This is a genomic window from Arthrobacter sp. SLBN-100 (assembly GCF_006715305.1).
In the GTDB taxonomy this organism is placed as follows: domain Bacteria; phylum Actinomycetota; class Actinomycetes; order Actinomycetales; family Micrococcaceae; genus Arthrobacter.
On sequence record NZ_VFMY01000001.1, the window covers coordinates 309,591 to 334,614 of the forward strand.

The 25,024-nt window shown below is 60.7% G+C and carries 22 protein-coding genes and 1 pseudogene; 22 read left to right on the forward strand and 1 reads right to left on the reverse strand.

Annotated features, from left to right (window positions below; genetic code table 11):
- Nucleotides 1-79 precede the first annotated feature (79 nt).
- The 3 genes from FBY31_RS01350 (at nucleotide 80) to FBY31_RS01360 (ending at nucleotide 4,129) form a co-directional block, all read left to right on the forward strand.
- Nucleotides 80-2,407 (forward strand): glycoside hydrolase family 3 N-terminal domain-containing protein, encoded by a 2,328-nt coding sequence (locus FBY31_RS01350; protein ID WP_142035967.1) that lies wholly within the window; start codon nucleotides 80-82, stop codon nucleotides 2,405-2,407.
- A gap of 131 nt (nucleotides 2,408-2,538) precedes the next feature.
- Entirely contained in the window at nucleotides 2,539-3,573 is a 1,035-nt protein-coding gene (locus tag FBY31_RS01355) for a LacI family DNA-binding transcriptional regulator (RefSeq protein ID WP_142035970.1), read from the forward strand.
- Nucleotides 3,574-3,820: 247 nt separating this feature from the next.
- Entirely contained in the window at nucleotides 3,821-4,129 is a 309-nt protein-coding gene (locus FBY31_RS01360) for a type II toxin-antitoxin system death-on-curing family toxin (protein ID WP_142035973.1), read from the forward strand.
- Nucleotides 4,130-4,885: 756 nt separating this feature from the next.
- On the opposite strand, the gene FBY31_RS01365 is transcribed toward FBY31_RS01360, so the two are convergent.
- Complete coding sequence (locus FBY31_RS01365; RefSeq protein ID WP_142035976.1) at nucleotides 4,886-5,272, reverse strand: VOC family protein; 387 nt, start codon at nucleotides 5,270-5,272, stop codon at nucleotides 4,886-4,888.
- Nucleotides 5,273-6,226: 954 nt separating this feature from the next.
- Here FBY31_RS01365 and FBY31_RS23730 point away from each other — a divergent pair.
- The 19 genes and pseudogenes from FBY31_RS23730 to FBY31_RS01460 form a co-directional block, all read left to right on the forward strand.
- A pseudogene (locus FBY31_RS23730) lies at nucleotides 6,227-6,376 on the forward strand (carbohydrate kinase); the annotation flags it as partial.
- A gap of 9 nt (nucleotides 6,377-6,385) precedes the next feature.
- Complete coding sequence (locus FBY31_RS01375) at nucleotides 6,386-6,916, forward strand: YbhB/YbcL family Raf kinase inhibitor-like protein (protein ID WP_142035978.1); 531 nt, start codon at nucleotides 6,386-6,388, stop codon at nucleotides 6,914-6,916.
- 89 nt (nucleotides 6,917-7,005) lie between these two features.
- The gene (locus FBY31_RS23735) at nucleotides 7,006-7,170 is read left to right on the forward strand and encodes a transposase (RefSeq protein ID WP_142035981.1); all 165 of its coding nucleotides are present in this window, start codon (nucleotides 7,006-7,008) and stop codon (nucleotides 7,168-7,170) included.
- 107 nt (nucleotides 7,171-7,277) lie between these two features.
- Complete coding sequence (locus tag FBY31_RS01385; RefSeq protein ID WP_235012864.1) at nucleotides 7,278-7,484, forward strand: ribbon-helix-helix protein, CopG family; 207 nt, start codon at nucleotides 7,278-7,280, stop codon at nucleotides 7,482-7,484.
- A complete protein-coding gene (locus FBY31_RS01390) occupies nucleotides 7,481-7,849 on the forward strand; it encodes a type II toxin-antitoxin system death-on-curing family toxin (RefSeq protein WP_142035984.1) in 369 nt (122 codons plus the stop codon). Before FBY31_RS01385 ends, FBY31_RS01390 begins: the two co-directional genes overlap by 4 nt.
- 866 nt (nucleotides 7,850-8,715) lie before the next feature.
- Nucleotides 8,716-9,171, forward strand: coding sequence for a prevent-host-death protein (locus FBY31_RS01395; RefSeq protein ID WP_142035987.1), 456 nt, complete (start codon nucleotides 8,716-8,718; stop codon nucleotides 9,169-9,171).
- A gap of 3 nt (nucleotides 9,172-9,174) precedes the next feature.
- Nucleotides 9,175-9,519, forward strand: coding sequence for a hypothetical protein (locus FBY31_RS01400; RefSeq protein WP_142035990.1), 345 nt, complete (start codon nucleotides 9,175-9,177; stop codon nucleotides 9,517-9,519).
- Nucleotides 9,520-9,773: 254 nt separating this feature from the next.
- Nucleotides 9,774-12,191 carry a DEAD/DEAH box helicase gene (locus FBY31_RS01405; protein ID WP_235012865.1) on the forward strand — a complete coding sequence of 806 codons (2,418 nt, stop codon included), beginning with the start codon at nucleotides 9,774-9,776 and terminating at the stop codon, nucleotides 12,189-12,191.
- Nucleotides 12,192-13,515: 1,324 nt separating this feature from the next.
- Nucleotides 13,516-14,865: an MFS transporter gene (locus tag FBY31_RS01410; protein ID WP_142035996.1), complete on the forward strand. Its 1,350-nt coding sequence runs from the start codon at nucleotides 13,516-13,518 to the stop codon at nucleotides 14,863-14,865.
- A gap of 35 nt (nucleotides 14,866-14,900) precedes the next feature.
- Nucleotides 14,901-16,064 (forward strand): amidohydrolase family protein, encoded by a 1,164-nt coding sequence (locus tag FBY31_RS01415; RefSeq protein WP_142036000.1) that lies wholly within the window; start codon nucleotides 14,901-14,903, stop codon nucleotides 16,062-16,064.
- A gap of 5 nt (nucleotides 16,065-16,069) precedes the next feature.
- Nucleotides 16,070-17,278, forward strand: a complete 1,209-nt coding sequence (locus FBY31_RS01420; protein WP_142036003.1) for an alpha-hydroxy acid oxidase — start codon at nucleotides 16,070-16,072, stop codon at nucleotides 17,276-17,278.
- A gap of 18 nt (nucleotides 17,279-17,296) precedes the next feature.
- Nucleotides 17,297-17,863 (forward strand): Rieske (2Fe-2S) protein, encoded by a 567-nt coding sequence (locus FBY31_RS01425; protein WP_142036006.1) that lies wholly within the window; start codon nucleotides 17,297-17,299, stop codon nucleotides 17,861-17,863.
- Nucleotides 17,860-18,948, forward strand: a complete 1,089-nt coding sequence (locus tag FBY31_RS01430; protein ID WP_142036009.1) for an amidohydrolase family protein — start codon at nucleotides 17,860-17,862, stop codon at nucleotides 18,946-18,948. The genes FBY31_RS01425 and FBY31_RS01430 overlap by 4 nt, the downstream gene beginning before the upstream one ends.
- Nucleotides 18,945-19,718 (forward strand): HpcH/HpaI aldolase family protein, encoded by a 774-nt coding sequence (locus FBY31_RS01435; protein ID WP_142036012.1) that lies wholly within the window; start codon nucleotides 18,945-18,947, stop codon nucleotides 19,716-19,718. Before FBY31_RS01430 ends, FBY31_RS01435 begins: the two co-directional genes overlap by 4 nt.
- 32 nt (nucleotides 19,719-19,750) lie before the next feature.
- Entirely contained in the window at nucleotides 19,751-20,725 is a 975-nt protein-coding gene (locus FBY31_RS01440; RefSeq protein WP_142036014.1) for a phosphotriesterase family protein, read from the forward strand.
- A 36-nt stretch (nucleotides 20,726-20,761) separates the two neighbouring features.
- On the forward strand, nucleotides 20,762-21,094 hold the full coding sequence (locus FBY31_RS01445; protein WP_142036017.1) for a 2Fe-2S iron-sulfur cluster-binding protein: 333 nt from the start codon (nucleotides 20,762-20,764) through the stop codon (nucleotides 21,092-21,094).
- The gene (locus tag FBY31_RS01450; protein WP_142036020.1) at nucleotides 21,091-22,365 is read left to right on the forward strand and encodes an NAD(P)/FAD-dependent oxidoreductase; all 1,275 of its coding nucleotides are present in this window, start codon (nucleotides 21,091-21,093) and stop codon (nucleotides 22,363-22,365) included. Before FBY31_RS01445 ends, FBY31_RS01450 begins: the two co-directional genes overlap by 4 nt.
- A gap of 422 nt (nucleotides 22,366-22,787) precedes the next feature.
- Nucleotides 22,788-23,495: a GntR family transcriptional regulator gene (locus FBY31_RS01455; RefSeq protein ID WP_142036022.1), complete on the forward strand. Its 708-nt coding sequence runs from the start codon at nucleotides 22,788-22,790 to the stop codon at nucleotides 23,493-23,495.
- 806 nt (nucleotides 23,496-24,301) lie between these two features.
- Nucleotides 24,302-24,505, forward strand: coding sequence for a hypothetical protein (locus FBY31_RS01460; RefSeq protein ID WP_142036025.1), 204 nt, complete (start codon nucleotides 24,302-24,304; stop codon nucleotides 24,503-24,505).
- Nucleotides 24,506-25,024 lie beyond the last annotated feature (519 nt).

Sequence of the window (25,024 nt, forward strand, 5' to 3'; positions counted from 1 at the left end):
CCGCAACCGCATGCACCAAGACAAACATCCTCAGGAATCCGGCAGGTTTGCCGCCTCTGTTACCACATCGAAGGACATCATGACTGACCTACCCTTCCGCCGCGCAACGCTCCCTATCGAGGAGCGGGTCGCTGACCTTTTGTTCAGGCTCACGCTCGAGGAGAAGGTTGGGCAGCTCACGCAATTCTTCCACTTGGGCATCGAGGTTCCCGAGGGCCTCGACGTTTCCCTTCTTCCGCCCGAGCAGCGCGCTTACGCCGAGCAGCCCACGATTGTTGAAAGCGCCATCCGCGACGGGCTTACCGGATCGATTCTCTTCGTCAAAGATGCGGCAACGGCCAACAGAATGCAGCGCCTCGCCGTCGAAGAAAGCCCGCTCGGTGTTCCCCTGTTGTTCGGTTTCGACGTCATCCACGGGCTTCGAACGATCTTTCCGGTCCCACTTGCTCTGGCGGCCACCTGGTCGCCCCAGACCATCGAGGCAGTCCAGGCGACAGCTGCGCGCGAGACGCGTGCAGTGGGGATCCACTGGACATTTGCCCCCATGGTCGACGTCGCGCGCGATCCCCGCTGGGGACGCATTATTGAGGGCGCCGGTGAGGACCCGGTGCTCGGTGCTGCAATTGCGGCCGCTCAGGTGCGGGGCTTTCAAGGTAGCTTGGGACCGGACAGCATCCTGGCCGGACCGAAGCATTTTGCCGGCTACGGTGCGTCCCGTGGAGGTCGTGACTACGACGACGCAGACATCTCCGACTCCGAACTGTGGAACGTGTACCTACCGCCATTCCGTGCAGCGATCGACTCCGGTGCCGCCACCGTCATGACCGCGTACATGGACTACAACGGGGTCCCGGCATCCGGGAACCGCCGTCTGCTCAGTGACGTGCTGCGTAACGGCCTTGGCTTCACTGGCTTTGTGGTCTCCGACAACAACGCAGTGCGGTCTCTCGAAACCCAGCACTTCGCGAAAGACCTGACCGACGCAGCCGTTCGAGCTGTGACAGCCGGCGTTGACATGGAAATGTGCATGGTGGACCCAGCTTTCTCTCGCCTTGCTCAAGCGGTACGGGACGGCCTGGTAGGAGAAGAGGTCATCAATGATGCCGTCAGCCGGATCCTCAAAGTTAAGTTCGAGCTTGGCCTGTTCGAATCGCCCTATGTTGATGAAGAGGCAGCGGCCGTGGTGCTGGCAGGGACTGAGAGCCGCGATCTGGCGTGCTCAGCAGCTGAGGCGTCGCTCGTGCTCCTGAAGAACGACGCAGGTGCACTGCCTCTCGCGGCGTCTTCGCTGACGTCTGTTGCGGTGATCGGCCAGCTCGCCGACAGCAAGCGTGACACCCTTGGACCGTGGGTCTTTGATCACGACACCAAGGAAACCGTGACAATCCTCGAAGGTCTGCGATCACGGCTAGGCGACACTGTCAACGTCGTCTATGCACCTGGAGCCGGCATTCCAGAACGGATCTTCCCGTCCATGTTCGACCAGATGGATTCCACCGTCGTCGCGACACAGGACGACTACGACGACGCCGCCGAAATCCGGACAGCCGTGCAGCTCGCCGCCGAATCAGACATCGCTATTGTCGTCGTCGGACAGCGGCAGAACCAGATTGGGGAGAACGCCTCAACGTCCACGCTTGAAATGCCGGGCGCCCAGGAGGAACAACTGCGTCAAATCGTCAAAACGGGCACTCCCGTCGTCCTCGTCGTGATGTCCGGCCGGCCGTTGGACCTTCGATGGGCCGACGCGAACGTCCCGGCAATCCTGCAGGCCTGGTACCCGGGCACCAGGGGAGGAGACGCCGTCGCCTCCGTACTTTTCGGTGACACTTCGCCGGCGGGCCGGCTACCGTTCACCTGGCCGCGCCACGTGGGCCAGGTGCCCATGGTGTATTCCCACTATCGGACTTTTGCTCCTCAGGATCAGCAAGCCCGCTACTGGGAGGAAAGCAGCACACCTCTGTACCCCTTCGGGCATGGCCTGTCGTACGCCACCTTCGACTACGCCAACCTCCAGCTGGACCGCGGCTCGATTGGGGTCGGTGAATCCGTCACAGCAACCGTTGAGGTAACCAACACGTCAGCTTCCGCCGCGGAAGAAGTGGTGCAGCTGTACATCCACCAGCGATACGGAACCTCGTCGAGGCCTGTCCGGGAACTCAAAGCGTTCGAACGCGTGAAGATCGCAGCAGGCGAAAGGCGGACCGTTGAATTCACCCTCGGCCCGGACCAACTGCAGTACTGGAGCGCGGTCACGGGCGGGTACGTGCAGGACGCCACCACCATTGACGTCTGGGTCGGAGGCAGTTCCACTGCCGAACTTACCACTGTGCTTGATGTGACCGATTCAGCACCGGCCGCAACCAGCGTCGGCTGGACTCCGAGCTTGCACATAGCAAAGGCCTAGAGGCACGTGAGTCACTGACGGGGAAGGCCGTACTCGATGAAGGTGGTGTCTGCCGGCTCATCCAGGCTATCTCTGCATGACGCGCCTATCCGGCACGTCATGAGCATCATCGATTCGGAAGAAATGTAGACATGTCAAAAAGCTCACGCGCAGCCGGTGCCAGGGCCACGATTTACGACATCGCCAAACTGGCGGGGGTCAATGCCTCCACCGTGTCTCGCGCCTTAGGCAACCCTGCCCGGGTCAGTGTCAAGACGCGGAAGCTCGTCGAGGAGGCTGCAGCGGAGCTCAACTTCAGCGTCAATCCGCTTGCCCGGGCGTTGCCCACCGGCCGCACGGGCATGGTCGGGCTCATCGTCTCGGACATCACCAACCCCAGCTTCTTCGACATCATCCGCGGTGCCCAGTCCGAGGCCGCAGCACGTGGCTTCACGTTGGTGCTGGCCGAATCGGCCGAGTCGGCATCGACAGAGACCGCTATTGTCCAACGCATGCAGGCGTCCACTGACGGCATCATCCTGGCCAGCCCCCGCATGTTCGATCCGGAGATCCGCGCGCTCAACGGAATAAGGCCCGTGATTGTGCTCAACCGTTGCGTCGATGGCATTGCTTCGGTTGTCCCGGACGTAGAGTCCGGGGTCAACGAAGCAGTCCGCCACCTGGGGTCCAATGGCCACCACAGGATCGCTTTCCTGGCGGGCCCTGAGCAGTCATGGATATCCGCACGTCGTTGGGACAGCTTCCGCCTGGCCTGTGAGTGGACCGGGAGGGAAGCGCAGCTCATTCCCAGCACGGCGCCCACGACCGAGGGGGGAAGACTCGCTGCCCGGGACGTCATCGCGTCCGGCGCCACCGCAGCCCTATGCTATAATGACCTGCTGGCCATCGGGCTGATGCAGGAACTCCAGGAAGCAGGGGTGAAGGTACCTGACGACTTCAGCGTGGTGGGCTTCGATAACATTTTCGGGTCGGATTTTACGACGCCGGCGCTGAGCACCGTAGCTTCCCCGTTCAGCGCATGCGGTGCAGCGGCCTTGGACCTCCTCCTGGCTGCCCTTTCCGGCGAAGGCAAAAATCCGCGCATTGTGCAGACGGGTGATTCGGTCCTGCGGACCAGGCTGCTCGTACGCGGATCCAGCGGCCGACTCCTAGCCCCAAGGGTGTAGAAAGAAGACTGGAGGCCTCTTCAATTGTTGCAATGCCGCCGAACATCGGCTTGGCCGGACGCACAACACCCGATTTGAAGGGAACCAACGTGTAGCGACAGATAGGCCACAATGTCTAAAGCGCCGTCAAGTGTCACGCCCTTCGAGCAATTGAAGGACAGCACCGCCCTTGTGCGAACAGTCCCTGAACTGATGTTCGACTGGTAGCGGGACATGTTGAAAGGTCGTTGACCGGTATGGGTTCCATATCCGCGATATCGGACTCTTGGCCTCGGCCTTGGCCCGTGCGGCAACGACGGTCATGGGTGTGGAAGCCTACCCGGAGTTAGCGATGAAGGCGGCAGCGCTTATGGAGTCTGCGGCAGGGTTCCGCCCGCTGATCGATGGGAACAAGCGGACTGCGTGGACGCTGATGGTGTTGATGCTCTGGATCAATGGCTGCAGGCATGGCTTCAGCACTGATGGGGCGTTCAGTCTCGTTGTGGGAGTGGCCGCCGGCGACATCTTGTTGGAGGACAGCGCGGGGATGATTGCCTCGCACCTCGTGAAGCGGTAATGGCAGGTTTCCTGTCGACAGGTGCTTGGTGATCCTGGGATCACGTGCGGGCATTCCGCGCCCCTCCGTCATGTGTTTCTCTGCCCAAGAGCTGCAGGAGGCGTCAGCCAAAGCAGGGGCCGGGCCCACCCACGCGGACTTCCAGCGCAGAGAAGAACCGCGTTCCTCAGCTGGGTGCCGCTGCCGTTTTGGAGTGCTGAGACGGGTGAATTTGGGGTGTGGACATTGTCCACAGTTTTCGGCTCGGACTCGCTCGTTCAGTCTTCGGACTGCTTCGGATTCCGCATGTTTCCGCGGGTTCCCAGTGTTTGTAAGGGTTGGAATGCAGTTCGAGTCCCACCTCGGGCACGTGTTTCCGCAGGTCAGCAGCTTTTTCTCTTCTGACTGTTGACAAAGCTTGACTTTTTGCCGCCCCAGGTGTTGTTACGGTGCACCATCACGAGGGCTGGTACGGGCACCGTAATGAGGGACATAAGGCCCCGGACTGCGCTCACGGCCCGTCTTTGCAAATATCAGGGCACAATTTACATCGACACATAGCTGAACAGAGTGTCGTTGAGCGCTGCAATCTTCTACGCATCGGGGCTTCCAGACAGAGCGGCCGCAGGGCGTGCATGCCAACCGGCAGCGGTGTCGGAGACGACAGACGTGTATCTTCAGGCCGTTCTAATCCAGCAGATCTGGCAGCAACTGCGGCGCTCCGCTCCCAGAAGGACGGGCGAGCTGCAAAAGGCGACCGTCAGGGTACCAAGGACTTCATGCAGCACCCGATCCGTATGGACGCGTGATCGCCTCGAGGAAATGCCCGTCAGGATCCGCGAAGTAGACGCCACGTCCGCCGTCGTTGTGGTTGATTTGCTGGGGGCGGGACCGTCCCGGGTCAGCCCAGTAGGAGATGCCCTGGGCCTGGATCCTTGCGAAGATTCCGTCGAAGTCCTCCTCGCTGACGAGAAAGGCGTAGTGCTGCGGGGAGATGGGCCGGTCCGCGGTGGCGAAATCGAGGGCCACTCCGTGGTCGAGGGGCACGGTCATGAATGACCACATGGCTTGGGGTTTCGGCAGTCCGAGCACGTTCGCCAGGAAGTCCGCCGAACGGCGCTTGTCCGTTGCGTAGACGATGGTGTGGTTGAAAGTGACCGTCATGGCGTCTCCTCAGCTGTTTTATCCAGCAGTCGGGGAAGCTCTCACTGCTGATGGCAACCACTCGGTGAGTACCTACAACGGGTGCTACCCCAACATAACCGTAGCGCTCGGGGCGGTCGACCGATCGGCCACGTGCCCCTGTCGGCGACTCAACACGGACGAGTTCCAAATCGTCCGATCGACAGTTTTCGCCGACGACGGCAACTGAGTGAGGGAACGGTCGTTGCACCTGCGGTTATTCGCTTCAAAGAAGTGAGGGGGCAGACCGATTGAAGATCTTGGGAGCCCATCTTCCCCGGGGCAACCCCGGAGCAGCTGCGGCGTGCTTAATGCACACGCGGCAGCTGTTCGGACGTCACTTGGAATGTGGCAAAAAGGAAGTGTGGACGATGTCCACACTTCCGGCTTCGGATCGGTCCGTATAGCGGCCGGTTGGGCTACTGCATTACCAACGGGTTGCTTTCGTCTTCTTGTCCAGGCTCGATCGGCAAGCTAGTTGACCCAAGCATCGGGACTCCCGCTGGCAGGGCGACTTGGTACTCGCGCTCTGCCTCCAGGCCTTCCAGTTCGCGGCCAATGGATCGGGGCGTCGTTCTTGCAGCGGAGCTACCGCTTGGGCCCTGGTTGCGCGGAGGCCCCAGCGACGATGAAGCATCAGAATGACAGGCAGCGATGATTCGTCTGATCACTCGGGACAGTTGGATCAAGGCAGCGTGTCGCGCGGTGTAGATTTTTGCAGTGAGAAAGCCATGTGTTAAAAGGGAGCCAGCCCAGAATGAACCCCTGATGCTCGTATGAGGCCCGCGGAGTTCTTGAGTCCAGTTGTGGGTTATCGTCGACTTTCTTGATGCGAAATGGGCTCGATCGCCCGAATTCTGTGCTACCAAGCCAAAATTCCACCCCTTAGATAGGCTGTCCCAGTGACAGACGAGATAGAGTGGCCCGCCTTGCCAGCTCCTCACGCACGCGGCCAGGGCTGCGGCCGTGACCGTCTCACGCGCTGGCGCTAATCCGCCCACGCGTGCCGAACTCAACTGCATTGAAACCGCCGCAGAGGACGCTCCTGCTGTCGAACTGACGGGTGCGGAGCTTGACAGCAAGTGAAAGGAAGCCATGAAAACGCATGATCCATTTGCACCAACATCCGGGATCGAATCCTTCGAAGTCATCAGCGAATCCTTCGAGGACGGCGAGGTTCTTCCGGAAGCTCAACGCAGCGCCGTCCTGGGATCCGGCGGGCGGGACGAATCGCCCCAGCTCACCTGGTCGGGCGCGCCCGAGGGAACCAGGAGCTACGCAGTCACCGTCTTCGACCCCGATGCCCCAGGCGCGGGCTACTGGCATTGGGCTGTGGTGAACATCCCGGCAGACGTCACCTCCCTCCCGGCCGGTGCAGGTTCCCGGGACAACTCCCGGTTACCGTCTGGTGCAGTGCAATTGAAGAACGATGCCGGATTTGTCGGTTTCGTGGGAGCTGCCCCGCCTCCCGGGCACGGTCAGCACCGGTATTTGCTGGTGGTCCACGCCATGGATGTTGAACGGCTGGACCTTCGCACTGATGACACCCCAGCCGCCCTGCAATCCGCGCTCTCCAACCACACCTTGGGCCGGGCGAGGCTGACGGGAACCTTCGAACGCCGCTAGGGCGTGTCTCCCAAGCCTGTCCGGAATGCGTGATGGGTGTCTCGTATTTCTATGTTTTGACTGATGGGCAGTGGGCCCTTATTTAGCCGTTGCTGCCGTCTTCCATTGGCCGCCGGGGTCGCCCGTTCCGGGACGACCGGCGGGTGGTCGAGGACATTATTTACCGATACCGCTGCGGGATCGCTTGGCGGGATGTGCCGGCCGAGTTGGTTCGTGGCAGATGCTTGGGAGCGGCACCGCCGCTACAGCGGTGATGGAACTTGGGACAGTACCCTGGCCGCGCTGTTGACGGTAGCGGATCGGCGTTGCCAACTTAACTGAGACGGGACCCTTGCTGGTACTGTTTTGGTACCATTGGTGAATGGCTATGAATCTGCGTGTTCCCGAAAATCTTGACCGGCGTTTGGACCAGCTGGCTGCCGAGGAACATACGTCGAAGTCTGCGTTGTTGCTCCAGGGTGCAGAGCTGGTCCTGCAGCGTCACCGTCGGACCCGTGATATCCGCGAGGGTCTGGATTTCGTGTTGAGCCATGATGCGGAGCTTTTGACGCGCCTTGAGGATGCGTGACCGAGTACCTCGAGATTGAGGACGCTTTGCAGGTCGTTGACCGGTTTGGATACCATGTCCGTGATATCGGGCTTCTGGCCTCGGCACTGGCGAGGCCTGCGACCACTGTGATGGGGGTGGAAGCCTATCCGCAGTTAGCGACGAAGGCAGCGGCGCTCATGGAGTCGGTGGCGCGGTTTCACCCCCTGATCGACGGGAATAAACGCACGGCCTGGACGCTGATGGTTCTGATGCTCTGGATCAACGGCTCCCGGCATGACTTCAGCACTGACGAGGCCTTCAATCTCGTCGTGGGTGTGGCAGCCGGCGACATCACACTGCAGGACAGCGCGGGGACGATTGCGACCCACCTCGTCAAACGGTAGCCGTGCGTTCACCTGCGGTTCGGAGATGCTTCGAAGTGGCAAAAAGAGAGTGTTGACACTGTCAACACATTCGGCGTCGGACTGGGCCATATGTCGGCCGGACTGCCTCGGATTCCGTATGTTTTCTGGCGTTCCCAGTGTTTTCAAGGGCTCGAATGCAGTTCGAGTCCCACCTCGGGCACGATGTTTTCCCTCGTCAGAGGCGATTTTGCTTTGACGTGTTGACAAAGCTTGTGGTCGCGCCGCTCTGACGGCTGGTTCGCGGGCTACGGCCTGACTGCCGCGGGGCCTGTTCAGGTGTGTGGGGTGGCGGGTTCAAGTCCCTGACTGGTGGGCCTTCCGCCTGCTGTGGCTGGGTGTGTGTGGTTCCTCGTTCCGTTCTTTCGGGTTGGTCGTGGGTGGCCAACACCTATTCATGGTTCCTGGTGACGGGTACGACATGACGACACCGACCTTGGTGCGGCTTTGCTGCAAAAGCTCGCTCTATTTACCGCCCAGACGCTGAGGGTGCTGGGTTTGTCCTGCCAAAGAGGGTGTTGACATTGTCCGCACTTATGTCTGCTTTGTTTTCGATCGGCACCGAGTCTCTCTGCGGGTGGGATGTCGTTCGGATAGCGGAACGACTTCTGGGCTGCACGACGGGCTTGTCAAACGTACGGGCGCGCTGCAGCGAACCCGGTCTACGCGAGACCACCCGCCAAGACATCAGTGGGCCATCAGAATGAACAAGCGGCGACGGAGCGCCTGTGGGTTCATCACCGTCGGGGAATCAAACGGCATGACCTACATGGGCAGGCATTCACAACGTGGGCGTCTGCGGGACAGCTGGCTATACTTCAGAACATGGTCTGAAGTAGTGTAAGTGTATGAGCGCATTAGCCACTTCCCGAACGACGTTCCAGTCTTCCGAACTAAGCCGCGCCTCCGCTGAGGCCTTTGCCGCTGCAGCGGATCACCCGATTCAAATCACTCGACGCGACGGCGAGCATCTGGTGCTCATGTCCGAGAGCGCAGACCGGGCACGTGCGTCACTGCTGGAACTGGCCGCGCAGTTAATTGCTGTTACCACCAGTACAGAGGGGACGCTCGCGAACCGCATGAGTGATCGATTTCCCTGGATGCTTGCCCTGAGCCAGATAGACCGGGAAACATGCGCCTCGGAGATCGTGGCGGCAGCACGAGCCTCTTTCGCAACCAACCAGCCGCATCTGGCCATTGCGGAACTCAATGCCTGGCGTGAGACTGCAACTGCCATCGCCGCCGGCCTCGGCAAGGAAACGATCGAATGGCTTGATGACGCCGAAACTGTTGAGCGTCCCTAAGGGATGGCCAAGAGCGAAAAGGTCGAGCGGCCGACAAAGAAGAGTGAATACGAGCTGCGTTTCGCATCGGTGCAGGCTAAACGCGGTTGGACGGATCTGAAAGCCACGATCAGGAACTCACTGGTGGATTCATGGGACTTTCTTACCCGCACTCCGCAAGTGACGACACCAACGAACTACAGATTGCGTGGTGATCTGGGCAGCGTGTCACGAGGCGGCGTTACCCACGACAGATGGCAGCACAAGCCCACCTTGAAGGGTGATGCACGCATCTGGTTTTACGTTTTGGACCAGGTTGTCTACCTAGAGCAGGTCCATACAAGCCACCCAAACGAAACAAAGTCATAGCAGAACATGGACAGTCCCCGGCCTTCAGCGCTGAGATGCAGCGAACGCTGATAACAAGGATTCCGCCACTTTGTAAGCCTCGTCCAAACTAGCCTGCAGGGTCTCTTGTTGAGTGCTCCGATGCCGGGATAGGGCCCAAAAGAAAGTGTGGATGCGTCCACACTTTTCGTCCCGGACGGTCACGCACAGCCTTAGACTGCCGCGGATTCCGCATGTTCCCGTGGTTCCCTGCCGGCTGTATGAGAATTGGAACCGTGATTGAAGACACTCCTGAAGTTGGTGCGCAAACTGCATTGCCGGGCCTTTCCCTTGCGGCAGACAGGGCGTTAAGACGTGAGCTCGAGGAGCTTCGTCTGGACAACGCCAGACTGCGGAAGCTCTTGGAACTCACGGAAGCGGAGTCAAAGGCAGCCCACTTGGCTCAGGCTGTACTTCCTTCAGTGGTGCACCATGGTCCGGTCACCATGGATTCGTCTCCGGAAGCGAAAGTCCGGCTGTTCCAGGATCTGTTCAGGGCGCGCAATGATGTGTACGCAGTCCGGTGGGAAAACTCGCGGGACGGGCGCTCCGGCTGGGTTCCTGCCGTCGCCGGTGGTTGGCGTAAAGGCGCGAACATCGCAGGCGCCAGGTTCCTGCCGCTTACTCCATTAGTCGTTGCCGACCATTTGCGCGGAGAGCAGCACATTGGCCTCTATCCCTTGACGGAACAGGACACCTGCTGGTGGGTCGCAGCGGACTTTGACGGCGGCGCCGCAATGCTCGATGCACTTGCGTACGCTAAGGCTGCTCGGTTTCGAGGTATTCCCGCGGCCCTGGAAGTGTCCCAGTCCGGTCGTGGTGCCCATGTTTGGATCTTCTTCAGCGCGGCAGTCCCTGCCTCTGCAGCTCGCCAGCTTGGCACCGGCCTCATTCATGAGGCGATGGCACTGCGAGGCAGCATGAGCCTGGCCAGCTACGACAGGCTTTTTCCCGCCCAAGACGTTCACTCAGGCAAGGGTATGGGGAACCTGATAGCCGCACCGCTGAACGGCAAGCGCCGGCAGCATGGCACCACCCTGTTCCTCGGCACAACGACCCTCGAACCATATGAGGACCAGTGGGCGTATCTTTCCAGTTTGGATCGGCTTTCGGACCGTGAAGTTCGCGACCACATCCGGAGACTTCCGGCAGTTAAGCTGGGAAATGAAGTTCGCCGGCTGGAGTTGCCCCAATCGTCCAAAATTGTTCCGCGCCCCGCGCTGGTTGTCCGCGCAGGTTTCGGTTCCCGTCTGACGATCAAAGCTGCGGACCTTGGACCAGCAATGATCGCGGCCGTCAAGCATGCCGCGTCCATGCCGAACCCGGAGTTCTATGAACGCCAACGCCAGAGGCGGTCCACCTGGAACATTCCTCGATACCTGCGGAACTACGACGAAACGCTTGACGGCGACCTTATCTTGCCCCGTGGTTTGTTGCCCCTGTTACAGCAACTCGTCGAATCGAGTGGCAGCTCGCTGCGCATTGATGATCAACGGGCGCGAGGCACGGCTCAAAGCTTCGAGTTCTCGGCCAGCCTGCGCTCCGAACAACAAAGCGGCTTGGACGCCGCCACTGCCGCCGAGCACGGAGTCCTGGTAGCCCCGCCCGGTACGGGAAAGACTGTGATGGCGTGTGCTGCGATGGCACTGCGCGGCGTCTCAACCCTCATTCTGGTTGATCGCAAAGCCTTGGCGGAGCAATGGCGCAGCCGCATCCGCCAATTCATGGACGAGCAGTGCGGCCAAATCGGAGGTGGCCGTGCCAAGACGACGGGGCGGGTCGATGTCGCGCTGTTGCCTACGCTGGCACGGCGGGAAAATGTTGCCGAGCTGACCGCCGACTACGGTTTCGTCATCGTAGACGAATGTCACCACGTCCCGGCGGCAGCGTTCACCCACGTCATGAACCAGATCCAGGCCCGGTACTGGCTGGGGCTGACGGCAACACCATACCGCCGCGACAAGTTGGACTCGCTGATCTATCACCAGCTCGGCCAAATCTCCCACACGATTTCCCCAGCTGTTCCGCAGCAGCTGCCAACGCACGCCCACGCGATTGCCGAACAGACGCTGGCCTTGGAACTGCACCGGACCTCATACGTGTACGACGGCGCCGCAGACCCCAGCGAACCGGGCGGGATCTCTGCCATCTACAAGGACTTGATCGCCAACGAGGAACGCCTGCAGCAAATCTACGACGACGTCATTGAAGCCTACGAACAGAACTCCCGAATCCTCCTACTGACGACGTGGAAAGCCCATCTTGAGTCCCTGAGGTCCCGGTTCGAGGCGGCTGGTCTGAATCCCGTGGTTTTCACCGGGGCGATGAAGGCCAAGGAACGACAGGCCGCCGTCGACCTCCTTGCCAGCACGGATGATGCGCAGCCTCTGCTGGTCTTGGGCACCGGCTCATACATTGGAGAAGGCTTTGACTGCCCAAAACTGGATACCCTATTCCTTGCAGCGCCTGTGTCGTTCAAAGGCAGACTGGTCCAGTACGTCGGCCGGGTAATCCGGCCGTACCCGGGGAAAACTGTGTCGACCGTTCACGACTACTACGACGAATCCACACCCGTACTGGCCGCGTCCCTGAACAAGCGGGCTCCGGGGTATGTCTCGCTCGGGTTCCCTGATCCGCGGAAGCTCAAAGCCTAGGTCTAGCCGTTCCGGAGGCCCCTTCGAGGACGCGTCTTGGACGCGTCCTCGTTGTCCCTACTGGAGCGCAGTTCCCGCCAGCTGACGCCGTAGGTTTAAAGACATGACAAACTTCCATCGCTTGCCTGATTCTCGACCCCAGTTTGCTAGGAATCAGCCACGAGGTAACTTTGAGGAGCGATTCGGAATCCTCTCCAAGTACTCCGGTGTCTGCGGTGTTTGCGGAGCTTCTTGGATCACCGGGGAGAGCATTTTCAAGTTGCCAGAGTCCCGCCGTTCCACTCAGAACCCGTGGGTCTGCCGAGGCTGTCGCTTCCCGGAGTACCGCTCCGAGCCAACACTTGAGGATGTATTCGTTAAGTTGAACCACCGCAATCGTACCGGCCGTACACCCGGGCTCAACCGGCACGACGTCCAACACTTGCTTGCTCTGCACGGATCGCTCACCGGAGAAGCCGCGCTCGCGATGGATGATCTGCCAGCAATGAATAAGCTTCGGAGAGGTCACCAAGAACGAGTTTCTGCAAACCTTAATCGCGTTGAACTCCTGGATCTTTTGGAAGGCTTTGTCCGTGGCGGTCTAGTTAAGCGCGTGGGGCGGACTCGTTACTACTGCATCCCCGCGAAGATCGAGTCGGCCGGCTCCTAGACTGTGGCTCAAGTTCTTGTTCGGCGCAATAGGGCTGAGCGCGTTTTCCTAGACAGCCCCTGCGTCCATGTGTCCGTGAAGCGAAGTTTCTTCAGTGCCCAATGAAGCTCAGGACGTCGGCTGGGGTTTTTATGGTGATGGGTTCCATGTTCCTTCTCCTTCAGCGGCTGGCTCGGCACAGGATGTGTCTGTCAGATACACGGAGTCACAGCTGGGTTGAGGGTCCGGAGTGCAACTTGGGGGACCGGAGCGGTTCAACGTTGCGGGAGGAGATAAGCGACGGCGGAGCGCCGAACGAAACGTTGAATCGAGCCCGGCGCGTAGGGCCCTCGTTGCGGGGAGGGCCGACCCAGCGATGATGGGGATCAGAATGACAAACAGCGAAGTTGCTTCTGGTGGTTCATGGATATCCTTCGGCGGCATGGCATGACGCCGGGGTTGACCGCTCAACAGGACGCCGGTCATGTCAGGGTCTGACGCACCTCGCCAGCGGCTGGTCATGCGCCCCCTCGCGGCTGCCAATACGCCATCCCTTTAATAAATTTGCCCTGGTCTCTATCCCGGCGCCCGGATATCACTTAGTAACTGACATCACTTTTTTGCTTGATTTAATAAAATATAAAAGCTATCGTCTACTCAAAGCCGGGAAGTGCCCGGTTGTACACGGAGGCCGCAATGGACGACTCAACGACGAGCACATCTATCCCGCCAAGCGGGCTGACCATAGACCCGGATTTGGCTGTCTCTACTCCCCGGCAGCAGCGGAGGGTCCTGCTGTCGAGCCTGGTCGGGGCTTTGATCGAGTGGTACGACTTCTACCTGTTCGGAATCGCGTCAGCGATGGTGTTCAACGTCCTGTTCTTCCCGCAGTTCGATCCCTTGGTCGGCACGTTCCTCGCCTTCACCACCCTTGCCGTCGGGTTCTTCGCACGGCCGCTGGGTGGCGCCATTTGGGGCCACTACGGCGACAAGGTCGGACGGAAACAAATGCTCGTTCTCTCCATCCTGGCCATGGGCGTCTGCACCACGGCCATGGGTTTGCTCCCCACCTACGCCCAAATTGGCGTGGCGGCACCGATCCTGCTGCTGATCCTCCGGCTCGTCCAGGGCATCGCCGCCGGCGGCGAATGGGGCGGGGCAGTTCTGATGGCCATGGAGCACTCACCCAAGCGCCGCGGCTTCTCCAGCAGCTTCCCGCAGATGGGCCTGACAGGTGGAATCCTCGTTGCTAATGGGGTGTTCGCTTTGGTCGCCGGGGTGATGCCCGAAGATCAACTCCTGGCCTGGGGATGGCGCATCCCGTTCCTGCTCTCGGCGGTTCTTGTCATGATCGGTTTGTGGATACGCCTCGGCGTGAGTGAAAGCCCGGTCTTCCTCGCCGAACAAAAGAAACAGGCGCAGACGCCCGCCCAGAAGAAGGCACCTCTCGTAGAGGTCTTCCGACACCCGCGGACACTGATTGTCACCATCCTGCTCGTTATCGGGCCGTTTGCCGTCAGTGCCGTGTATCTGACGTTCGCTGCCTCCTACGGCCTGCAAGTGGGCTTCTCCCGGTCGGACCTGCTGACCGCTTCCATCGTCGCGGCTGCCTTGGGCGTGATTGGGCAGCCGATCTTCGCGACGTGGTCTGACTACATCGGGCGTAAAAAGGTCGTGGGTCTCGGCCTCATCATGCAGGCAGTCACAGGTGTGATCTTCTTTGCCCAGATGAATGCCGGCAGCATCGCGGGACTGTACTGGTCCATCTCCCTCATTTCCATCGCCCACGCCATTTGCTACGCACCCTTGGCGGCATGGCTGGGAGAGCTGTTCCCCACCCATCTTCGCTACACCGGTTCCTCGATGGGCTATCAGATCGCAGGTACCCTGGGCGGCGGGCTGACCCCCGCTGTCTGCACCTGGCTGCTGATCACCGGGGGCGGTGCGCCCCATTCCGAACTGGTCGTCGTCTTCACTGGAGCCGTGAGCCTGCTGTCACTCATCGGGGTGCTGATGGCAAAGGAAACCTACAAAGCAAAGCTCTAGGGATTCCGCCTAAGACAAGAATCTAGAAGGAAACAATGACTATCACAGACTTAAGTGTCTCCAACGTGTCCAAAACCGGATCCAAGCTCGGGGTTATTGATGTGGATTTCCACCCAATGCCCCTGCCCACTGACCCCCAGGTGGCCGATCACCTCCCGCAGCAGTGGAAGGAATACATCAGCCGCTATGGTCTGGGCGCCATGGGCGGCGGCGTTTACCCTTCCCAGCGCGAATTCACCCACCGGCTTGACGCCATGGACGACAACGGACGGGTTGGCCTTGATCCCTACCTGGCCGTCGAGCAAGTACTTGACCCCTTCGATATGACGGCCGCCGTCCTGACCTGCCCGCAGACCTACATCATCACCAACGGCGGGGCTAATATGCCCCACAAGCTGGCAACCAGTCTGTACCGTGCCTACAACAACGCGCTGGCCGAAACCTGGTGCGCAGCAGATGACAGGTTCCGGGCCTCCGTCACCGTGGCCCGCGACCTGCCCGGCGGCGAGCGGGAGATCCAGCGCTGCAAGGAGGGCCAATTCGGGGACAAATTCGTGCAGGTGCTGATGTCACCCTCCGGCCAGGATCCGCTGGGAAAGCGCCGCTACTGGCCCATCTTTGAGGCCTGCGAAAGCTACGACATTCCGCTGTCCTTCCATGTACCCGGTATGGGACGGCAGCCCACGGGAGCCGGACGCCAGAACTTCTACGCTGAAACCCACGCGGCCTTCGGAGTTCTTCCGCTGGCCCTTGTGCCGAGCCTCATTTTCGAGGGCGTGTTCGATCGCTTCCCGAAACTCAAAATTGCGATGCTTGAGATGGGCTGGGACTGGGTCGCCCCGTTCAGCTGGCGTCTGGACGCAACGTGGGAAAAGCTCCGCCACGAACTGCCGCATCTGCAGCGTAAGCCCTCGGAGTATCTAAAGGAACACTTCTGGTTCAGCACGCAGCCACTGGAGGAACCGGAACGGCCCGACATGCTGGAAGGTGTATTCGGCATGTTCGAAGACTCCGGCTTCGCTGACCGGCTGATGTTCTCCTCGGACTATCCCCACTGGGACTACGACTCGCCGTACGAATCCGTACCTGAGAGCTTTCCCGAAGATCGCCGCCGCCGCATCCTGGGCGAGAACGCCAGCAAACTTTACGGCATCCCGCTGCGCGAAAACAGCGGCCTGCCCTCCCCGAACGGGGCGTAGCAACTGTGGCGATCACAAGCGCTCTGGGCAAACGCCGGCTGGCAACAGTCCTTAACTACGACGACGCCCGGGCCAGCGCCAAAAGGCAGCTCCCCGCGGCCATCTTCGACTACGTCGACGGCGGAGCCGAAGACGAAGTCACGCTACGGAGAAATGTCCAGGGCTTCCGGGACCTGGCCTTCGAACCCCATGGTGCAACCTGGGTTGAGAAACCCGACCTGAGCACCAACCTGCTAGGACTCGAGCTCTCCATGCCGATCCTCACAGCACCCTGCGGGGGGATGCGGCTTGTGCATCCGCACGGGGATCTGGGCATCGCAGCAGCGGCTTCAAAGGCCGGGATCGCCCACGTTGCGACCTCCGCTTCCGGATACACCTTGGAAGAAATCGCCGAGACGCCGGGTCAGCAATGGTTCCAGGCCTACAAGTTTTCCAGCCAGGACGCCATGAGATCACTCATCCGCCGCGCCAAAGCGGCCGGCTTCGAAGGACTCGTGGCAACAATCGATACCAGTGTCTCCGGGAACCGAGAAAAGGACTTCCGCAACGGCTTCAGCTACAACATGAGCATCAATCTCTCAAACGTGTTCAGGATGGCCCCGAAAATGATCAGCCGGCCCGGGTGGGTGTACCGGTTCATGCGAGACGGCATGCCGTTCGTATTGCCAAACACCGCCGATCTCACCGTCGACGGCAAGCCAATGGAACTCACCGAAATGATCCGGACAGGAAAAGAATCGCATTCCCCGTCTTGGGATGACATCGCCTGGATGAGGGCGAACTGGGACGGTCCGCTGATCATCAAAGGAATCCTCAGCACCTCCGATGCGCGCACGGCGGTCAAGCTGGGTGTGGACGGAATCATCGTCTCAAACCACGGCGGTCGCCAACTCGACGGCGTTCCCGCCTCCATAGCCGTTCTCCCTCAGATCGTGGAGGCAGTCGGCGACGACGTGACCGTCATCCTCGACAGCGGAATCCGCCGCGGAAGCGACGTCCTGAAGGCTCTCGCCCTCGGCGCGAAGGCCGTCATGGTGGGCCGACTGCCCGCGTGGGGGCTGGCGGTTGACGGGGAAGCGGGCGTATCCCACGTTCTGGAAACGACCCGCACCGAGATGGTTCGCACCATGCGCCTCCTTGGATGCTCCTCCATTCAGGACCTGGATCCTTCCTGGCTCAGCCAACAATCCCGCGCCGGCGCCGTTGCCCGGTAAGCAGAAAGCGAATACGAAATGAACGAAGCAGTAGCTTCCGTCAAGAAACCCCAGAAATTTGTGGTGGCTCGGGCAGAAGAGATACCACCGGGCAGCCGCCTCATCGTCGATGTCGGCGGCCGCGAAGTGGGAATCTTCAACATCAAGGGCTCCTACTACGGCATGCTCAACCGTTGCCCCCACGTCGGCGGGCCCCTGTGCCAGGGGCAACTCGTCAACTCCGTGACAGCCACGGTCCCCGGACACATCACCCTGGATGACTCACAGGATCTGCTCACATGCCCCTGGCACAACTGGGAGTTCGACATCAAAACCGGACAGTCCTACTGGGATCCCAAACACATGCGTGCCCGCCCCTTTGCCGTGAACGTTGAAGCCGGCACAGACGTGGCTGACCAGGTCGACGGCGGGAGTGTGGGGCGGATTAAAGGCCCCTACCAGGCCGAAACAATCGAAGTGTCGGTCGAATCCGACTACGTGGTCCTGTCCATGCGGCCGCAACGGCCCGGAACTGCCGTTAAACCCGGCGCCTGCGCGCCCCCGCCCACTGAGACCACCGAAATGAAAGTAGAGGTCAGGCCATGACCACACCCCTGCTCACCGGCACCCAGCGAAGCACCCTGTGGACCGGCCCCGTCATCGACTGCGATGTCCATGCCAACGTCCCCTCCATTGAAACCCTCTTCGACTACATGGATCCCGTATGGGTCCAAGGGACCCTGGAGCGCGGCTGGCACGGCCCCACCGGACCCCGCCTGAGCTACCCGCCCGGGGCGGCCACCACTGCGCGGGACGAATGGCGCCGTGACGGCCTGATGCCCGCATCAAAGCTGTCGATGCTTCAAAACGACATCCTTGATCCTTGGCACGTCGACCGCGCGGTCCTGAACTGCTACTACGGCGTTGACTCCCTGCGGCACCCTGATTGGGCGGCGGCACTGGCTTCCGCCGTCAACAACTGGATCATTGCCGAATGGCTGGATAAGGACCCGCGCCTGGCAGCGTCACTGGTGATTCCGGCACGCGACCCGATCGCGGCGGCAGCGGAAATAGACCGCGTCGGGTCACACCCGGGCTTTGTCCAGGTCATGCTTCCGGTGCGGTCAGAACGCCTGTACGGTCAGCGGATCTTTAACCCCATCTATGAAGCCGCGACCCGCAATGATCTCGTGATCGGCCTGCACTGGGGCGGCACCACCGAAGACGCGCCATCCCCGACCGGCTACGCCTCGTGGTACGCAGAGCAGTACGCGGCCGAAACCCAGGTCTACGTTGCCCAGCTCACCAGCATGGTGTTCGAAGGCGCATTCCAGAAGTTCCCGAACCTCAGAGTTGCAGTCATGGAAGGCGGATTCAGCTGGGTCCCCACGTGGGGCTGGAGCATGAACAAGAAATGGAAGGGCCTGCGCCGCGAAACACCGTGGGTCGACCGCCTCCCCCTTGAGATCATCCGGGACCACGTCCGTTTCTCCGCTGCCCCTGCAGATCTCGGCCCGCGGGAACATTCGCAGAGGATCATTGAATGGCTCGGATCCGAAGACCTGCTCATGTTCGCTACAGATTACCCGCACCGCCATGACGACGACATCGACGAACTCCTCGCCATCATCCCCGAGACGATGAAGGCCAAGCTGATGTCCGAAACTGCCCGGGCCTGGTACAAACTGTGACCCGCCACGGCCGTCCCAACCGGCTCAAAGCCATGCTGGCCGGCGGAGATACGGCGGTAGGCTTCTCCTGCGCTCTGGGCAGCGCGCAAATCGCCGAGGAATTCGCCATGGCAGGATTCGACTTCATCTACATAGATCAACAGCACGGACTGACATCCCACGACACCCTGATTGAAATGCTCAGAGCCATCTCACGCAGCAAGACCACCCCTATAGTGCGGGTCGCCGCCAACGATACAGCCCTCATTGGAATTGCCCTCGACGCGGGTGCCGAAGGCGTCATTGTGCCGATGATCAACACCGCCGACGAGGCCAGGCTCGCGGCGCAGGCCTGCCGCTACCATCCCCAGGGCACCAGGAGCTGGGGTCCGATCCGGGCGCGCTACGGCCTCGGATCGGACCCTCAAACCGTCAATCAGGAAGTGCTCTGCCTGGTCATGATCGAGACCAGCGAAGGCCTCAAGAACCTTGAGGAGATCCTGGATACGCCAGGCGTCGACGGCGTCTACATCGGCCCCGCAGATTTAGGAGTGAGTCTTGGCGGCCAACCTCTCAGCTTCGAACAGACCAGCGACACGCTGCAGCTGGACGCGATTAGCAGGATCCGCCAGGCGTGTGTCGAAAGGGACCGGATCGTCGGGCTCAGCGGGGACCCCGGGACGCTCGCCGCAGAAGGCTTCAACATGATCACCGCCGCCTTGGATGTCGCCATGATCCGCAAAGCCATCAGCGAAGTACGCCGGCCGGCCGCAGTCGCTGCTGGCCACTAAGAAAGACCTCAACTGCTTTAGAAAGGCACGTCATGACTACTGTCGAAACCGTCCGCGGTCCCGTTGCTGTAGAGGACCTGGGCACAACACTGACGCACGAGCACCTGTTTACCAAGAACCCTGAGCTGGAGCAGGACTACCCGCACCCGGAGTGGGACGAAGAACGGCTGGTACAAACGGCAATCGATGGTCTCAACGCCCTCAGCGCCAAAGGCATCCGGACAGTGGTTGATCTGACTGTCCCCGGACTTGGCCGCTTCATCCCCAGGGTCCAGCGCGTGGCGGCCGAAACGGACATCAACATCGTGGTTGCCACCGGGTTCTACTCCTTCAAAGACCTCCCCATGTTCTATAAAATCAACGGACCGGGCCTCATGGTGGACCGTTCCGAACCACTCGAAGAGTTCTTTATCAAGGATCTCACGACCGGGATTGCCGACACCGGGGTGAAGGCCGCCATGATCAAGATCGCCACCGACGAATACGGGATCACCCCGGACGTTGAACGGATCATGCGTGCTGCAGCCGTAGCGCACCAGGAAACCGGGGCAACGATCACCACCCACACCCATGCAGAGGATTTCACAGGCAGGGACCAGCAAAAATTCTTCGAATCCCTCGGTGTTCCGCTAGAACACCTCGTCATCGGTCACTGCGGGGACAGCACGGATCTGGGCTACCTCCGCGAACTCATGGATAACGGATCAACGCTCGGCCTCGACAGGTTCGGAATGGAACAAGTCCTGCCGGACGAGCAACGAATCGACATGCTCGTAAAACTCTGCGAACTCGGCTACGCCGACCGCCTGACGCTCTCGCACGACGCCGGGTTCTTCAGCATCAACACGCCTCCGTCCTGGCGGGCCAAACACGCACCGAACTGGCACCACGCCAACATCTCCGACCGGATCCTTCCCGCCGTAATGGCGCGCGGAGTGTCCGAAGAAACAATTCACCAGATCATGGTCATCAACGCGGCCCGGGTCATGGTCGGCCGCAGGGCCTGACCAATACTTCACCCACTATCAGTTAGGAACGAGACCATGCCAAAAATCTTCTACCACCACCCCGGCGGCGCCACGGACGTCATCGACGCTGTCCCCGGCACCTCCGTCATGCGGGCCGCCATCACCAACGGGGTGAACGGAATCATTGGCGAATGCGGGGGGCAGGCCATGTGCGCCACCTGCCACGTCTATGTGCGCGAAGAGTACATCGGAGCATTGCCGGCCATGAATGAGGATGAGGAAGAAATGCTGGATGTCACCTCTTCTCCCCGCCACGAGCAACGGTCGCGCCTCGGTTGCCAAATCAAGGTTGGGCCCTCCCTGGAGGAGATCGCCGTCGATCTCCCTCTGACCCAGGTCCAGCCATGAGCCGCATCGTCATCATCGGAGGCGGACAGGCCGGTGTGCAATTGGCCGACTCGCTCAGGACGGAAGGTTACGAGGGCGCCATCGACTTGTTCGCCGAGGAACCACACCTGCCCTACCAACGACCGCCTCTGTCCAAGGACTTCATGTCTGAAAACGACAGTGCAAGCCCGCTGCCACTCAGGGCCGATGCGTTCTTCGGCGAACGCGCAGTAGAATTCCACCGTGGCGTGCAGGTCACCGCCGTCGATCCCGCAGGGCAAACCGTCGTCGCCAGCGATGGCGCCACCCTCGCCTACACACACCTTGTTTTCGCCACGGGAGCCCGCAACCGGGAGATAGCAGTCCCGGGCTCCGAGCTGGATGGAATCCGCTACCTCAGAACGCTCGATGATGCCAAGGCACTGCAGTCCGAGCTCGGCAGCGCCAGGCACGTTGTCGTCATCGGGGCGGGTTTTATAGGCCTGGAGTTCGCAGCGGCGGCCCGCAAACGAGGGCTTGACGTCACGGTTCTCGAGTTTGGGCCGCGCCCCATGGGCCGCGTCCTTTCACGGTTCATGTCAGGCTACTTCGCAGACATGCACACAGATAACGGCATCAAGCTGAAACTGGGCGAAGGCATCGCCTCGCTGACCGGGACCGAAGGAAAGATCACCGGCGCGGTCAGCACGACCGGCACGGAATACCCCGCTGATCTCGTCGTTGTCGGAATCGGGGTACTTCCCAACAGCGAGCTCGCGGAACAAGCTTGCCTGGAGACCGACAACGGAATCGTCGTGGATGCGTGTCTGCGAACGAGCGACCCATACATATTCGCCTTGGGCGACTGCAGCAGCTACCCCAGCGCGCACACCGGCACGCGCATCCGGTTGGAATCGGTACAGAATGCCACCGACCAGGCAAGAAGCCTCGCGAAGACCCTCACTGGCAAACCCACGCCCTACGACAGCCTCCCGTGGTTTTGGTCCCAGCAGGGAACAGTGAAACTTCAGATAGCAGGCATTATCCACAGCGACGACGAATCGATCGTGCGTGGCGAGCCCGCTAGCGGCAAATTCTCGGTCTACTGCTTCAGGGACGGCCGACTCACCGGAGTGGAGTCGGTCAACAGCCCCTCGGAGCATATGGCCGCCCGAAAGGTCCTCGAACAACGGCTTCCGCTCACACCCGAACTAGTAATGGATGCTGATTTCGACCCGAAGGGCTTTTCGAGGCAGTTGGTATTCCTCAAACCGAACGATGCGAAAAACCTTGAACACTCTGCGACGGTCTGAACGGCACAGGTTATAGGGGCACGGGCACCTGCACTGGATAGCCGTTCACAGGGTCGAATCACGAATAATGCTTGAAAGGGTTCCGCTTATGAGCTTTCTACCTCCCGCCGACAGAGGACGCAAGAGCGGCGGCCCCGCTAGTCAAACGGACCTATTTATCCAAGCGGCCCACGCCATTGAAGGTACTGCCTGCCCCAATGAACGACATGCGGCGCATGCCACCGGGGTGTCCTCCCCCGCGGGGGACACACGCGGCTTCCCATCAGGTCAGCTCATCTCTATGGCATGGGAGGGGTGGTGGCTCCAAGGGGCCGAGGGAACCCCGGCAGCGACAGGACCGCGCCCTCCTGCGGAACCAAAAACGGCCACACGCGGCGTGGACCCGAGCTAGTATCTAAAACCATCATGATAAATTATTTTTTATGAAAGGCTTCAAGCTTGAGTTGATGGGTCAGGCGGTCGCTGCGCTGATCCGCGAACAAATCCTCAGCGGCGAAGTCAAACACGGCGACGCCCTGCGCCTGGCCCCTCTCGCTGAAAAACTGGATGTGAGCATCACACCTGTCCGAGAGGCCCTTCTCCAATTAGCCCGAGACGGGTGGGTTGTCCATCAGCCCAACCGAGGTTTCCGCGTCGTACCGATACGGCGGGACAACGTCGTCGATACCTACTTTATGTGGGCCACCGCGGAAGGCGAGTTGGCAGCCCGCGCGGCGTCCCGGTCCGACTCGGAGAGCATCACCTTCCTGCGCAGGTTAGACGCTGAGTTGCACCGACTCGACGACCATCACAGCAAACACGCGCTGGACCTCAACTCCGAGCTGCACACCGCCATCCATGCCATGGCGGATGCCCCTAAATTACTGTGGTTCGCCGAGGCTGCACGACGGCTGGTACCCCTGCAGTTTGACTCGTCTTTTCATTCCGTGCCGGGATGGGCGGAGATCAACCGTTTCGGTCACACAGCAGTTATCGACCGGATCGAATCGGGTGATTCCCCAGGTGCCAGGAAGCTCATGTTCGATCACTTCGAAAGTACATGCAACTTGCTCGTGACCTGGCTGGATAGTTTGGACTTTTGGGAACCGGAATCAGTACGAGAGCCACACCAGGCCCTCGGAAACGACTGACAGAGCGGGGCTCTGAAGACATACGGGAGCGTGGCCGGCGACGCTAATACGTCGACAAGCCCAAGAGACAGGTGCACTCCCGGGCATGGGCCGAATGAGCACCGTTCTCGTGAGACGTCCCCTTAATCACCACATCATTGTTCGGTCGCCGGCCCCCCCGTCAGTTGAAGATCGGCACATTGGCTGCCGTTCGACAGGCAACCACGCACATGCTGGACCTGGAATCAGTCAAAGACGGCAAGATTGAGCCATGGTGGGCTGATGGGTGAGATGTGTGGACTCCCAGTCATGCAAGAGCTCATGGCATGTTCCATCGGCGGTTTACCTGCCCATGAATCGGCTCGAGACCCGGCAATGGGTAGCCTGCTTCACCTGTTCACCGTATTCAACCTCTTCCGGCGCCTTCGAACGCGGATCGAATGCGGGGCGGACAGCGCGATTGCTCAGCGGCCCTTGAGTTGGACTTGTTCCGGGGTATGGAGGTTGACGACGTTTCGAGCTTATAGCCGACTAATGTACGAGGATACGTCCGAATATTGTTAAATCGTCGTGCTGGCAATTCAGCCTAAAGGTTTCCATGCTTGTGCCGAATTGCGAACCTGTCCGCGAGTCACTGAGGTAGCGGCAACCTGCGCGGCGGATGCCCGCTCTTCCTTGGGGTGCCTGGTCGTGGCCCCGGTGACTTGGCTTGCTTGCGAGCCCGGCGCCCAGGCCGGCACCAATAGGGGTCGCGACAGCGCCCTCCGATTTCCCGCCCTTCGGTACTTCGAGGAGTAGGGTTTGCCCTAGCCGACGAAGGGGTCACCATGAGCTACAAATATCGAACTGTTCGGGTGCGCGGTACCGAACTGGTTGGAACTATTGCCAGGAAGCACGGGAGTGCGGCTGAGATCTACGAAACGTCCAAGGACCCGAGTACATCCGTCGTCCCAGTGTTCTTCGAGGCAACGGGCGAGGTCCGTTTTTTCGACAGGTCGGTGCTGGAGGATGTGGTGGCACCAGCCGGTTGACTGTCCAGGCCCAGGGGCGCTGGCCACGCCTGGTTGCCCGGTTCGACGGGTGGACCGGGTAGTTGACTGCCCGCGGTCGAAGAAATGCATCACTTTGGCCTGGTCACGCGTGCGACGGCAAAGAACCTCGTAGGATGTGTGAAGAGAGAGTGCCGGCGCCGCGAAGTGCTTCTTTGTTGGGCAGGCCTCCCATCTCATGATCTATCCGGCGCGGGCGGCGTCACCAGTAATCTCGGACGCGGCGAGCCGGTGCGCAGCCCCATTCTCCCCAGCGCAAAGAGAAACCGCGTTTCCCGGGGGACGGGAGTTGCCGTCTCGGAATGTCGCGGAACGGCCCATTGCCCAGTGTGGACAACGTCCACACTTGGGGCTTCGGAACGGGTCGTATCTTGGAGCGGATAGGTCCGAATTCCGCATGTTTCCGCGGGTTCCCAATGTTTGCAGGGGCTGGAATGCAGTTCGAGTCCCACCTTGGGCACGCAAACCCCCTCGTCAGAGGGGGTTTTTGCTTTAGACGTG